Annotated in this window: 9 protein-coding genes; 4 read left to right on the top strand and 5 right to left on the bottom strand. The window is 48.5% G+C overall.

Annotated elements, in window-relative coordinates; all coding sequences use genetic code 11:
• The first annotated feature begins 22 nt into the window (after positions 1 to 22).
• Together RH45_RS21300 and RH45_RS21295 are read left to right on the top strand one after the other, a co-directional pair.
• Positions 23 to 3,130: a beta-galactosidase gene (locus RH45_RS21300; protein WP_008081341.1), complete on the top strand. Its 3,108-nt coding sequence runs from the start codon at positions 23 to 25 to the stop codon at positions 3,128 to 3,130.
• A gap of 10 nt (positions 3,131 to 3,140) precedes the next feature.
• Positions 3,141 to 5,258 (top strand): alpha-galactosidase, encoded by a 2,118-nt coding sequence (locus RH45_RS21295; protein ID WP_008081340.1) that lies wholly within the window; start codon positions 3,141 to 3,143, stop codon positions 5,256 to 5,258.
• Between the two features lie 42 nt (positions 5,259 to 5,300).
• Here RH45_RS21295 and ygjK read toward each other — a convergent pair whose 3' ends face one another.
• A complete protein-coding gene (ygjK, locus tag RH45_RS21290; protein WP_008081338.1) occupies positions 5,301 to 7,670 on the bottom strand; it encodes an alpha-glucosidase in 2,370 nt (789 codons plus the stop codon).
• A 235-nt stretch (positions 7,671 to 7,905) separates the two neighbouring features.
• Between ygjK and RH45_RS21285 the strand changes: the two genes are divergently transcribed.
• The gene (locus tag RH45_RS21285; protein ID WP_008081336.1) at positions 7,906 to 8,619 is read left to right on the top strand and encodes an AraC family transcriptional regulator; all 714 of its coding nucleotides are present in this window, start codon (positions 7,906 to 7,908) and stop codon (positions 8,617 to 8,619) included.
• Here the strand turns inward: RH45_RS21285 and RH45_RS21280 are convergent.
• From RH45_RS21280 to RH45_RS21270, 3 genes are all read right to left on the bottom strand, one after another.
• Complete coding sequence (locus RH45_RS21280; protein WP_008081334.1) at positions 8,570 to 9,478, bottom strand: DMT family transporter; 909 nt, start codon at positions 9,476 to 9,478, stop codon at positions 8,570 to 8,572. The genes RH45_RS21285 and RH45_RS21280 overlap by 50 nt on opposite strands.
• Positions 9,479 to 9,691: 213 nt before the next feature.
• Positions 9,692 to 10,027 (bottom strand): DUF5329 family protein, encoded by a 336-nt coding sequence (locus RH45_RS21275; protein WP_008081332.1) that lies wholly within the window; start codon positions 10,025 to 10,027, stop codon positions 9,692 to 9,694.
• A 25-nt stretch (positions 10,028 to 10,052) separates the two neighbouring features.
• Positions 10,053 to 11,069, bottom strand: coding sequence for an MBL fold metallo-hydrolase (locus RH45_RS21270; protein WP_039959043.1), 1,017 nt, complete (start codon positions 11,067 to 11,069; stop codon positions 10,053 to 10,055).
• Between the two features lie 148 nt (positions 11,070 to 11,217).
• On the opposite strand from RH45_RS21270, the gene RH45_RS21265 reads away from it, so the two are divergent.
• Positions 11,218 to 11,829: a TetR/AcrR family transcriptional regulator gene (locus RH45_RS21265; RefSeq protein WP_008081328.1), complete on the top strand. Its 612-nt coding sequence runs from the start codon at positions 11,218 to 11,220 to the stop codon at positions 11,827 to 11,829.
• A gap of 44 nt (positions 11,830 to 11,873) precedes the next feature.
• Here the strand turns inward: RH45_RS21265 and RH45_RS21260 are convergent, their stop codons facing one another.
• The gene (locus tag RH45_RS21260; protein WP_008081327.1) at positions 11,874 to 13,301 is read right to left on the bottom strand and encodes an amino acid permease; all 1,428 of its coding nucleotides are present in this window, start codon (positions 13,299 to 13,301) and stop codon (positions 11,874 to 11,876) included.
• Positions 13,302 to 13,409: the final 108 nt, after the last annotated feature.

Raw genomic sequence — 13,409 nt, 5'->3', positions numbered from 1 at the left:
TTTCATTGTTTAAGGTGCTGTGATGAGAACTTTTGCCCAGATTTTAGCGGCGCGTGAGTGGGAGAATCAGCATGTGGTTCACCACAACGTATTGCCTGCCCATGCTCCCTTACATGCTTACACCAGCGAACAAGATGCTCTCAATCAAGTTCAATCTGCTAATCAGTTGAGTCTCAATGGCGAATGGAAATTTGCCCTGTTTGATAGGCCAGAGCATGTGAGTTCGGCGTGTATCGAAAAGAGTTTTGATGACAGCAATTGGGATACCATAACGGTGCCCAGCAACTGGCAGTTGCAAGGTTTTGATAAGCCCATTTATACCAACGTAAAGTATCCGTTTGCCGACACTCCTCCATTAGTGCCGCAAGATAACCCGACAGGGGTGTATCGTACGTCGTTTCATTCCTCTCCATCTGACACTCTGACCACCATCACCTTTGATGGGGTAAACAGTGCGTTCCATTTATGGTGTAACGGAGAGTGGGTTGGGTACTCGCAAGACTCTCGCCTCGCCGCTGAGTTTGATTTAACACCTTTGCTGGTTGAGGGGGAAAATCACCTGGCGGTCATGGTGATGCGCTGGAGCGACGGCTCCTATTTGGAAGACCAAGATATGTGGTGGTTAAGTGGCATCTTTCGTGATGTCACCTTAATGAGCAAACCCACAGTGCATATCAAAGATGTTCAAGTTAATACGCACCTTGATGCGAGTTACCGCGATGCGACGTTGCAAGTGACTGCCAGCTTATCGAAGAAGAACCTGCCACACAGCATTAGGGTCAGTTTGTTTGATGCAGAGCAGCAACTGATTGGCAGCAAAAGTGCGTTAAGCGGCGGACAATTTGTCGATGAGAAGGGGGCTTGGTGCGATAAAGCAAACCTCGCCATTGAGGTTGCGGCGCCAAAACTTTGGAGTGCAGAGTCGCCTTATCTCTATCGAGTCGTGGTTAGCTTAGTGGATGACCAGCAGAACGTCGTGGATTGTGAGTCTTATGCCGTTGGCTTCCGCGCTGTTGAGATCAGTGATGGCCAACTGAAAGTGAATGGCAAGGCTGTGCTGATTCGCGGGGTGAATCGTCATGAGCATCACCCTGAACTTGGGCATGTTATGACCCGAGAAGATATGATTCGCGATATTTGTTTGCTCAAGCAGAATAATTTTAATGCGGTGCGGACTGCGCATTATCCAAACCATCCTTTGTGGTATGAGTTGTGTGATCAATATGGCCTTTATCTGGTCGATGAAGCCAATATCGAAACTCACGGCCAGTTTCCCATGTGTCGATTGTCAGATAACAGTGAGTGGCTCAATGCTTACCTGCGCCGCATAACGCGTTTGGTTGAGCGAGATAAGAATCATCCGTCGATCATTATCTGGTCTCTAGGGAATGAGTCTGGCATCGGTAACAATCACCATGCGATGTATCAGTGGGTGAAACAACGTGATCCTTCACGTCCTGTGCAATATGAAGGGGGCGGAGCCATGACGGCTGCCACCGATATCATCTGCCCCATGTACGCGAGAGTGGATTGGGATCTCCCTGTTGTTGTTCATCAGCCAGACGTCACGCCACGAGTCGGAATCCGAAAGTCGATTGCTTTGCCAAACGAGCAGCGTCCGTTGATCTTATGTGAGTATGCTCATGCAATGGGCAATAGCCTGGGCAGCTTTCATCATTATTGGCAGGCATTTCGCGACAATCCGAGGCTGCAAGGGGGCTTTATTTGGGATTGGGTCGATCAGGGCTTAAGTAAGGTCGATCGCACTGGCCAACATTACTGGGCCTATGGGGGAGATTTTGGTGACAGTATCAATGACCGTCAGTTCTGCATCAATGGTTTGGTTTTCCCTGACCGAACCGTTCACCCGACCTTGCACGAGGTAAAAAAAGCGCAGCAGTTTTACCAATTTGAGCTGTTGCAGCAGTCACCATTGACGGTTCGAGTTACGAATGAAAATCTGTTTATGGCCAGTGAGGGTCAATCCCTGCGTTGGCAACTGTTAGAGCAGGGACAAGTTATCGATGGCGGCGAGGTTGAACTAGCGGTAGAGAGTGAGCAAAGTGTTGATCTGCTTATCGAAAATAGCAAGCCAACCACGCTGCCGGGCGCGCGTTATCACTTGAATATTGAAGTGGTGTTAACTGAGGCTACGGCTTGGGCGGAGGCTGGGCATATCACTGCGAGCGAGCAGTTTGAACTTAAGGTCGCCCCTCAGCTAGTGCTGCCAGCTGGGAAGCCATCGTGGCAAACGAATGTGTCTGATAGCCCTGAAAAGCTTTTGGTCTACAGTGATCTTTTTGCGATTGAATTCGACAAAACCTTAGGGGCGATGACCAGTTGGCTGGTTAACGATAATGAAAAGCTCTGCCAGCCTATTTTAGATAACTTCTACCGCGCGCCGTTGGACAACGATATCGGCACCAGTGAAGCCGATAAACTGGACCCTAATTCTTGGTTCGGTCGCTGGCAAAGCATCGGGCTTGATAGGTTAGAGCGTGAGTCGATAGCGTTCGAGCATTATGAGACCAAGCAAGGTCTGCAAGTGGTGTGTAAATCTGCATACCGTCAAGCGGGCGTGTTGCTGATGGTATCGACGTGGCATTATTTGATCAGCCAAGATGGTGAAGTGTCCATCGATGTTGATGTTGAACTGGCAGAAGGCTTACCTCCTTTACCACGTATTGGTATGGAGATCGCTCTGTACGATCATGGCGTTAGCGAGCATCAAGAGCTGGTGACTTGGTTTGGCCGAGGTCCGCATGAAAACTATCCTGACCGAAAATTCTCTGCTCATTTTGGACGCTATCAATCTTCGGTTAAGCAAATGCACACTGATTACATTTTCCCTTCAGATAATGGCCTGCGCTGTGACGTCTCACAAGCGCAAGTGGGAGAGCTGACCATATCTGGGGTTTTCCATTTTGCCGTCAGTGAGTTTACTCAAGCGAATCTGGCTAAGGCGAAGCATAGCCACGAATTAACTAAGCAAGAGGCGATATTTGTTCGCATTGATGGCTTCCACATGGGCGTTGGTGGAGATGACTCGTGGACCCCAAGTGTGCATCAAGCGTTCTTGCTGGATGCTAAGCGCTATCGCTATCAAGTTGCGCTTAAGTTTGTGATTTAAGGAACTAACGATGGAACCATTTATTCAACTGCATAGTGATTTAGTGTCACTTGTGATCAAGCTTCGCCCGGCCCCTGAAGTGCTTTATTGGGGCAAGCGCATTGACACCATTGCTCAGCATCAATGGCCCGAGTTTGAGAGTAGCCAGCAAAGAGCAGTGCCTCAAGCGCGTTTGGATCATGATGTTCCTTTAACTCTATGCCCTGAGTTGGGGCGCGGCAGTTTTGGCTCTAGTGGACTTGAGGGACATCGGCAGGGGCGTGCGAGCATGCCAAGGTTCGACTATGTGTCGCATTCACAACACACGAATCAAGTTGAGATACTTTGTCAGGATTCGCTAGCTCAGTTGTCCTTGTCGATCCAACTTGAGCTGCACCCGACAGGGACACTTACCAAGCGTATTCAACTGACCAACTTAGCTGAGCAAGTATACAGCTTAAACAAGTTGGCGCTGACCTTACCTGTGCCTTTTCGCGCCTCAGAACTAGAAAGTTACCACGGACGTTGGAGCCGAGAGTTTCAGGCGCAGCGTCAGAGCATCAACCATAGTGCTTGGCTGGTTGAAAATCGGCGTGGACGCACCTCTCATGAGTACTTTCCGGGCTGCTTAGTCGGCAACAAGGGCTTTAGTGAGCAACAGGGAGAGGTATGGAGTTTTCATCTTGCATGGAGTGGTAATCATCACTTTCGCGCAGAGGCCAAGAGTGACGGACGGCGTTTTGTTCAGGCTGGGGAGTGGCTGATTCCAGGTGAGATTACGCTTGCTAAGGGGCAAACTTATACCACGCCAGAACTTATCGCCAGCTACAGTGCACAAGGCATTAATGGCATACGCGTTGCTAATCACCGCTACGTTCGCGAGCAGGTGTTGCCTTTCTCGGCCGACAAAGTTCGTCCCGTTCATCTCAATACCTGGGAAGGGATCTATTTTGACCATGACCCTGATTATATTCGTCAAATGGCGACTCAAGCTGCAGCCATGGGAGTTGAGCGTTTCATCATTGATGACGGTTGGTTTAAAGGTCGCAACAATGATAAATCATCCCTTGGGGATTGGACGTTAGACAAAAGCAAGTACCCCGATGGATTGAATCCAGTCATCGACCACGTTAATGCGCTGGGTATGGAGTTTGGTCTTTGGGTCGAGCCCGAAATGGTCAATCCTGACTCTGATCTTTTCCGCGCTCATCCAGAGTGGCTACTTGCTTGTGAGGGGTACATACAGCCCACAGGTCGTTATCAATTTGTGCTGAATTTGCAAAACCGTGACTGCTTCAATTACGTGTTTAACTGTTTGGATAGCTTGCTCACTGAGTACAACATCGGATATTTAAAGTGGGACATGAACCGAGAGCTGGCGCAGCCTACCCATCAAGGTATCGGTGCCGTTCACGGCCAAACTACAGCGTTGTACCGATTAATTGATCAGCTCGTGGCCGCCCATCCGGAGGTGGAAATCGAATCATGCTCATCGGGTGGTGGTCGTATTGACTATGAGATATTGAAGCGAACCTGTCGTTTTTGGACGTCCGATTGTAATGATGCGTTAGAACGTCAAACCATTCAAAAGCATATGGGGATCTTTTTTCCACCAGAAGTGATGGGGGCGCATATTGGTCCACATCATAGCCACACGACTCGCCGGACTCATGATATTAATCTGCGAGGCCTGACGGCGTTGAGTGGTCACATGGGAGTAGAGCTTGACCCGGTAAAAGAGAGTGAGGATGAGAAGCGCGCTTTTGCTAAGTACATAGCGTTACATAAACAGTATCGCGAGTTACTACATAGTGGAGAGAGCTTTTATCTCGATAGCACAGATCCGAGCCGTTTAGCCTATGGGGTGACTAAAGCAGATTGTAGTCTCATCATGGTCTGTCAATTAGCTATGCCGGATTATGCACTGGCTGAGCCCTTGTTGCTTACTGGTCTAGAGCATGACGCTCGTTACCGAATTCGTTTGGTCGATTACCTTGAAACAAGTCTCCAGTTGATGAAAGCGAGCCAGTCTTGGTGGGAAGAGGGGCAGATTGATCTAACCGGAGAGTGGCTAATGGCGTGCGGCTTGAACTTACCCATCCTCGACCCTGAAGCCTGTTTACTGTTAGAGGTTGAACGACTTGAGTAACCTTCACAGCCTCGCATTGTGCGAGGCTGTGTTGATAGCGCTTTACTTTTGTTCAGTAAAGAAATCGTTGTAGAGCATGTAAAGGTGTGCCGCACTCCATGAGAAGTTAGGCGCGCCTTGTTGCGCTCCTGTCATCGGGTTGTAGTTTTCTCTGATCGGGCCATCTTCGACTAAACCGTCTGCATGGTCGAAGAAGGTGTTGGCCATTTCAACCGCTTGCTCTCGGTAACCGTAGCGCTCCATACCTTTTAAGCCAAAATAGAATTGGTCTACCCAAACTCGGCCACGCCAGTAAATGTCTGGGCCAAATGCTGGGTTAGTTAATGACGCTGTGCCCAATGGCACGTAAGTGTTGAACTCGCGACTATCTTGCATCACTTTCACCACAGCATCTGCATGAGCTTGTGTCGCAGCACCGTTAAACAGCGGTGACCAACCTTCAGGGCCTTTACCTCGCTCAACAATCGGCTTACCTGCACAGCCATTAGCCAGTGGTGTTTGCTCAATACGGATGTCATAGAAGAAACCTGTCGCTTCATCAAACATACAGGTGTTGATGTAATCAGCAAGTTGGTTTGCTTTGTTGGTAAAGTCTGTTGCTTCGTCTTGTTTACCAAGTATGGAGGCCATTTCAGCGAGGTATTGATTGTCACTGTACATGTAGCTGGCTTGGTCGACCGATTCTTGTAGCAGAGAGTAGCCTAATAAGGTTCCATTGGCGGAGCGATTTTGTGCGAATGCAACGTCCCAATCACTGCGTTTACCGCCATTTGCCACGTATTTCTCTAATTGGTCTGGGTCAATAAAGCCAAAGTTGGCCGCATCATCCCGGCCAGACTCCCAAGAGGCTGCCGTTTGGGCTGGAATTTCAATGTGATCGTAATTGCCTTCTTTAATGATCTCATTGTATTGCTCAAGGCCAGCAAAGGTCTGCTCTTTATCACCGCGTTTTACGGTAAACAGCATTTGGCCGCTAGGGGTGTTGTGGACTTTATCACGCGCGGCACCATATTCAGGCACACCGTTACCATTGTGGTCACGATTACGCAGCCACCAATTGTGGTAAGCCACCAACTTCGGGTACATCTCTTCGAGCCAAGCTTGATCGCCGGTTGTCTTATAGACTTCCATTACTGCCCAAGCCGCTAAGCTTGGTTTCGTGTTGCGTTCATTCCAGTTGCCACCATCACCGCCACGCTCAGGGCTGAGGTTATAGGCAACGAGATCCGGAACGTAACCTGCGTCCCATGGGCGGACTGGGTCATCGGCTTGGATCTGGTAGTCGAACATTGCGCGAACACTCTCTTTGGCGATTTCGGGGTTGAAATGCGCCATGGCATAGACGAGTTTCCAGGTGTCCCATGGCCATATTTGATTGCCTGAGAACCAGCGTGCCGTGACGGAAGGCGTGACCGAGTCATACCTTACGGCTCCCGCACTACCGCGCCAGTTAGCGGTTAGGGTTTCAATCGCTTTAACCGCGACACGCTCTTGATCTTGCGTTGCATGCGGATTGGTTAAGCCCTTTTCGAGGTACTCTTCCCAACGTGCTTGTGAAGCCGTTAAGTAGGTTTGTGGATGCGCAAGAATATCGGCGATCTTGCTTTGCTCTGCTTGATTCTCCTCAGCGGTGAGAAGGTGAGAGTACGTCGTGTAGATGGTGGTCGAGCCATCGACCGTTGCGGTGGATTTAAATTGGTGGCCATCAATCTCGGTTTGCTGAGCAATCGATTTGTGGATTTGGTATTCCGACTCCCCAGAAGTCAGCAGGTCCCATGTTGAACGTACTTTACCAAAGCTCACTGTTAACCCGTCGCTGGTGGCGGTAAGCGTGCGCTGGTAGCTTGGATACTTTTCATCAATGGTTTGCTCAGATTGAGGTTGGCCTTCTTTGGCGTGGTATTTTTCCAGCAGTTGACCATCCCACACCAGTTCAAGTGGTTGATCTGAGATGATCTTGGTTTCAAGTAGTGAGGTTCGGTTAGTCGCGAAGCGAAGCGTCATCTCCACGCTCACTTCATCCGAGGTTAACTTCTGGATGAGCGCCCCCGGTATGCTGAATGCTTGCATCGTAAACTCAACTTTCTGCCCCTCTTTGAACACGGTTAAACGGTCAAAGTTATTGGCCATAAAGTTAATGTATTCCTCGGTTAATAGTGCCGTACCGGGAAATCCCCCCATGCCTTCTTGGTTATCTGGGAGCAGGTGACCGTGCCAAGCACCAAAGTCAAAGAACGGGTTAAAGCGTTGATGGTCATCGAAATCGTAGTCACGCATATACTCAGGCGATCCAGTGCGATCGATAACGTTTTTATATTGTAGAGCGTTCATAGGTGATTGAGACTCCACCGAGCTACAACCTGCAGCAAGCAGGCTAGTGGTAATAGCAGCAAGTAAGATATTCAGTTTCATGGTTATTCTCTTAAAAGTTTAACGGCAATGGCAGCACACTGGGGGCTGAGTGCTTTGGGTCTGATCTTAGTGACTACAAATAATGAGTAAAATAATTAACTAAAAATATGTGATCTAATTTAAGTAAAATTTTACCTTTAGGTTTTTTGATAATTTAGCTCAGGATCAGTCCGTTAGCAGAGAAAGAATTACGTGTGTTAGAGTAGCGAGAAAGGATCAATCAAAAGGGCCAAGGATGAGCAGTAAAATTACCGTTAGAGCGTACAGTCGAGCGGCTGATGGTCATAGCCATTCACATCATCAAGTCCTGCTGCCAGTTCGCGGTTATATTGATTTAACCTTAGAAGGGGAAGCCGCTACCGTCTCTTATGGCGATTGTGTGGTTATTCCCGCCGGCTGTTACCACGAGTTTCGTGCCCGCGAAGATTTTCGCTTTTTGGTCATTGATGTGGATGAGTTGCCCAGTGCCTTAATGTTATTGGCATCGCCTATTCTTGCACTGGACGCAGCCACACATCAGTACGTGAGCTTTATGGAAGCGCAGTTGGAGCATAGCGTCACAGATGAGATGGAAGAGAATATGCTTGGCTTGCTGTTTGAGCTTCTCTCACGCCAATGTCATAGCAGTAAGATGGACGTTCGAATCAAAAACGTCGTGCAATACATGCATCAAGACATCGCCAAGAATCATTCGATAGAAGAGCTTGCCCAAGTGGCCTGCCTAAGTGCTACGCAGTTTAAGCATCTGTTCAGTAAAGAGGTGCAGCTCTCCCCGCTTAAGTACTTAGCTAAGCTAAGAATGGAGAAAGCACGCACCTTACTGACTAACACGGATATGCCGATAAGCCGGATTGCCGAAGAAGTGGGCTTTAGTAACCCCTCTTCTTTTACTCGCAGTTTTAGCGGTTATTTTGCGGCAACACCGAAGAGTTTTCGGCTTCAGAATTAGTGGTGGGCTGACGTCGGTAAAGTAAGACGCAGATAGCCACCATCACCATTCCGACTAAGGTGGTGAAACTCAGCGTTGTGCCAAACAAGAGGTGATCAAACAAGTAGGTCACCATAGGGATGGCGTAGAACAAAACACTTACTTTGTCTGAACTTTCGCGCTTGACCATGTACATCAGTAGCAGGAGTGCGCCAACCGAAACCACTAAGCTCATCCATCCGACAGAAAAGAGTAGCTCAGGCTGCCAATTCACATGCCCATCCACATTTATGCTCACCAAGATAAATACCGCACTGGCAAGAAGGCATTGATACATCATGGCTTGAAGCGAAGGTAGGTTAACCTTGGCCTGTTTTATGGTCCCCATCGTCAGCGATAAGAGAGCTAACACAGAAAAGAGAATGCCATGCCACTCAATGTTATCAACGCTTTGCGCACCAAATATGGCTACAAACAACCCCGCGAAACCGAGCCCGAGTAAGGCGCATTTGTTCGCGCCAATAGGCTGTTTGCAGATCATTGGCGTAATCAGTGGCTGGATGCCGAGCACCAGAGTGACTAGGCCTGGGGACATGCCAGATGCAATCGCTAAAATATAGAAAGTGAGGTAGAGCACTTGCAGCAGTAGACCGACAGTCAATACCCTAGTCAGTTGCGCTCGGTTTGGTGTTGCGAAGACTTGTTTAAAGTAGCGCTTCGCGATGAGGCAAAGTGCAATGACACAAACTAACGAAAGCGTCGCTCGCATCGCCAGAAAGCTCCATTCGGAGGAAAATTGCAAGCCAAGTTTGACAATAACAGCACCACTGCTCCACATGATCAGAAACAGCACAGGCGCCAACGAATCTAACTTCATCATCGGATTAAACCTTATCATTTTGATTGGTAGATAGATGCGGTGGCCACCAGCAAACTCTGTCAATAGACGAGCATAACTATAGCTTGGATAAATAGAAGTGAATGATCCCAGAGGACGGTTTTCTATTCTTGCAGGTCGAAGTTAGTCGAGCGATAAATAAAAAGCACCGCGAGGGTGCTTGGCTGTTGAGGGGGCGAGGTTGTTAAGGTGCGCTTATTGAGCAGAGGAAGAGTGAGCCAACTCAAGCAGCCACTCTTGGCTGGTGAGTTGTTTATCCGCACATTCGACCATGTAGGGTTTCCCTGTAAACCAACTTTTTGAAGCCACTTCTCGGATAAAGGTGTCGAGGTTATCAACGTCGTCTTTGGCGTAATCCCATTTGTTCGCTATGTGCTCGGCAGCTTCAAGTGGGGAGTACGCTTTTCCATTGCGGTAAAAGGTACATGATGATTGTTCGATGTTATCAATCAAACGAGTGACTTCCTGCTCTAGGTTGGCGTAGGCAGGTAACGCCAACCCAATGAATAGCAGTAGGTAGCTTGGTCTCATCATATCTCCCCTTAATTCGAGCTATTTACAGGTTCCACCAAGGTTTGAGTTCCAATGGCTGACCAAGTTCCACTCGCTGGCCAATTTCCGGGCTCACCATGGTGACGTCGCGCTCTTGACTGATTTCCATTGCTTTCTGCATCGGTTCATTCCAGTCATGCATCGCCAAATCAAAGGTACTATTGTGGATAGGCATCATCACTTTACCTTGCAGGTCAATGTGAGCTTGTACGCTCTGCTCAGGGAACATATGGATGTCCGCCCACAAAGAATTGTATGCGCCGGTCTCGATCATGGTGAAGTCGAACGGGCCGTATTTGTCACCAATTTCTTTAAATCCAGAAAAGTAACCAGAGTCGCCACTAAAGAAGACGTTGTGCTGTTGACCAGTAATGACCCAGCTCCCCCACAAAGTCCCATCACGATCCGTTAATCCGCGACCAGAGAAGTGCTGGGTTGGGGTAAGTACAAATTCGATGCCGTTGTGGTTGTACGACTGCCACCAATCAAGCTCGATGACTTTTTCGTCCGCAACGCCCCACTGCGTCAGCATTGGCCCTATTTTTAGTGGGACTAGAAAGCGATCCACTTTGTTGGCTAATGCTTGAATAGAGGCTTTATCCAAATGGTCATAGTGATCGTGGCTGATGACCACTACGTTGATATTCGGTAGCGCCTGCAATGAAATCGGTGGTTGATGGAATCGCTTTGGTCCAACCCATTGAACTGGTGAGGCACGATCGCTAAATACCGGATCGGTAAGGATCAATTGTTGGTCGATTTTCATTGCAATCGTTGAATGACCTAGGCGGTATAGCACATCTTGCTGTTCGTCGAGTAGTTGTGCGGCATCAATAGCATGTACTGGCAACTCAAATGTTGGCGTCGGGTTTAGCCGTTCGGTTGTGAAGTAAGATTTTGCTATTTTAATAATGTCGCCGAAGCCGCTTTTGTATTCCAGTTCTGTATTGGCGAACTTTTCTGGGTATTGCTTTTCGGCAGCCTTATCGGAGCTAGAGCAAGAGAGAATAGAGGTTGTCATAATAATCACTCCTAAAGTGGCTAAAACCGCATGTTTCATACTGTAGTCCTTAAGTAAACTATACGGTGTAGTTTACACGTCGAGCTTTAAAAGTAAACTGCTTAGTGTAAAATAGATCTCAGTAAATTTAGGTTGGATCGTTAACCCTATGAAAGTAAGAAAGAAAGGCCGTAGTGAAATAAAGCGTGAAGCAATTTTGTTAGCGGCTAAACGCGCATTTCAGGAGTTTGGCGTACAAAACACCAGTATGGATAAGTTGTCTGCGATGGCCGAAGTCTCCAAGCGAACGGTATACAACCACTTCGAATCGAAAGAAGCGATTGTCATGGAGTTGCTATCTGAGCTTTGGCGCACGGCAATGGAAGATCATGAAGTGGCTGGATTGGCCACTCTCGAGCTGGAGCAGCAGTTGATCGCGTTGTTGGAAAGTGAGATTAAGGTCGTCAGTGATGCTCATTATATTGAGCTGGCAAAAGTGGCGTTGGGGTACTTTTTCTACAAGCCTGAAGAGCTTAAACAGCAAGAAGCGAAAATGTCTAAGCAAGAGACCGCGCTATTTCGCTGGTTAACGGAGCAGCAAGAAAAGCAAACCTTAGTGATGGACGACATCATGGTCGCAAGCGTCCAGCTGCATAGCTTAGTCAAAGGCAGTGCATTTTGGCCACAGCTGATGGGGTTAAAACCGAGCTTAACCGCTGAAGAGGGGCGAACGCTTGCAGAGCAGTCCGCCCGTTTGTTTATGAGCCAGTACCGAGCATAAAAACAAAGCCCTGAAGGAAACTTCAGGGCTTTTGGGTTCAACGCTTAAGATTCGGTCACCTGGTGTAACTCAGCGCTTTTGCGCTGCTGCTTTTTTTCAAAGCGAGAGATCCACCACCAAGCCAAGCCAGAGAACACAGCGGTCATAAACACATTGATGAAGAAGGCGCGCACTAAATTCACCCCAGTTGGGAATGCCGAAGCCGTCATGCTCACGACAAATATGGTGATCAGTACAGAGACTACGCCCATACCAAACTTGCGCGATCCCATGCGGAAGTCGCGCGGGGTATCATCATGCCTTAAACGGAAAATGAAGTACGCGACCATAATAAAGATCGGTGGCAGCATGGCGGTGCCAGCGGTTAGGTTGATCGCCTGATTCATCATGTCTTGAACGGATTCAGAGCCAAAGCCGTTGACAATGAGCATCACGACGACGAACGCAAACTGCCACCACGCAGCGCGGACTGGTACCCCATGTTCATTGAGCTCGGTCGTTTTCTCACCGTAGACCCCTTTTGGAATTTCTGAGAAGTGGATCTTTACCGGTGCTGCGGTCCACATCATCATCGAACCAAACATAGCAATAAACAACACAATACCGACAAAGCGTCCCACCATTAAGGTCGAAACTTCGAAGTATTGCGCCATGCCCGTGAAGATCTCAACCATACCGCCTGCGTAGGTTAGCTCCTCGCGAGGAACAAATACGTTAACCAGCAATGAGCCTAATGCGTACATCGCACCAATCAAGATACCGGCCATGATGATCACTTTAATAAAGGCTTTCTGCCCACCTTTCACGTCTTTTAGGTAGGCTGCTGCGGTCTCAGCGCCACCAGCAGCTTGGAAGATCCAGCACATAATACCGAGTGTCGCCCAGTTAATGGTTGGGCTCATGGCTTCTAAGGTGATGGGTTCTGCTGGCACGTACTCACCGCCACCGAGTGCCATCAATGCCCCTAGAACATAAATAGCGAACAGAGCAAATACACCGTAAGCGACGATTTCAGAAATCTTACCCAGCCAACTCGCACCTTTGGTCGAGATATGAGTGGCTGCGGCGAATAACACGATAGAGATAATGGAGGTCACCATTGGCGAGAAGGTGTATTCATAACCCAGCATGGCGTAAGACGCGTAGGCAATGACATTCGGCAACAGAGAGACGAACCAAAACAGGTTCACAAACCAATACAGAAACGAGCCTAAGTAGGCCGATTTAGTCCCTAAAGGTTTTTTCAACCAGTCGTACATACCGGACTCGGAATTCTTATTGGCAGAGACGAATTCAGCGATGATAAATACGAAAGGAATGAAGTAAACGATAGTCGCAAATAGGAAAATGGGCGCGGAGCTTAGCCCCAATTCGATGTTGTTGTTAACGATGTTGCGAACGTTAAATACGGCAGCAAACGTCATCGACAGCAAGGCAAATTTGCCTATGGTGCCGCGAAGAGATTCAGACATGATGTCCTCCGTTAATTTGTCTAATCGGACGGGATGTTGTGTTGTTATACCTAAGTAGCCTGGAGGTGCCTGAAACGGTGCCAGAAGGTTACTTGGGTATAGCAGCTA

Origin of the sequence: Vibrio sinaloensis DSM 21326 (assembly GCF_000189275.1) — a bacterium.
Taxonomy (GTDB): Bacteria; Pseudomonadota; Gammaproteobacteria; order Enterobacterales; family Vibrionaceae; genus Vibrio; species Vibrio sinaloensis.
Note: the sequence above shows the minus strand (reverse complement) of the source record. Positions and strands in the feature narration are given on the sequence as shown.

Bases quoted from the DNA above. Each gene is read 5' to 3' on its own strand.
- RH45_RS21295 (WP_008081340.1), top strand. From the start codon at position 3,141: ATGGAACCATTTATTCAACTGCATAGTGATTTAGTGTCACTTGTGATC.
- RH45_RS21280 (WP_008081334.1), bottom strand. From the start codon at position 9,478: ATGATGAAGTTAGATTCGTTGGCGCCTGTGCTGTTTCTGATCATGTGG.
- RH45_RS21300 (WP_008081341.1), top strand. From the start codon at position 23: ATGAGAACTTTTGCCCAGATTTTAGCGGCGCGTGAGTGGGAGAATCAG.
- ygjK (WP_008081338.1), bottom strand. From the start codon at position 7,670: ATGAAACTGAATATCTTACTTGCTGCTATTACCACTAGCCTGCTTGCT.
- RH45_RS21275 (WP_008081332.1), bottom strand. From the start codon at position 10,027: ATGAGACCAAGCTACCTACTGCTATTCATTGGGTTGGCGTTACCTGCC.
- RH45_RS21270 (WP_039959043.1), bottom strand. From the start codon at position 11,069: ATGACAACCTCTATTCTCTCTTGCTCTAGCTCCGATAAGGCTGCCGAA.
- RH45_RS21260 (WP_008081327.1), bottom strand. From the start codon at position 13,301: ATGTCTGAATCTCTTCGCGGCACCATAGGCAAATTTGCCTTGCTGTCG.
- RH45_RS21265 (WP_008081328.1), top strand. From the start codon at position 11,218: ATGAAAGTAAGAAAGAAAGGCCGTAGTGAAATAAAGCGTGAAGCAATT.
- RH45_RS21285 (WP_008081336.1), top strand. From the start codon at position 7,906: ATGAGCAGTAAAATTACCGTTAGAGCGTACAGTCGAGCGGCTGATGGT.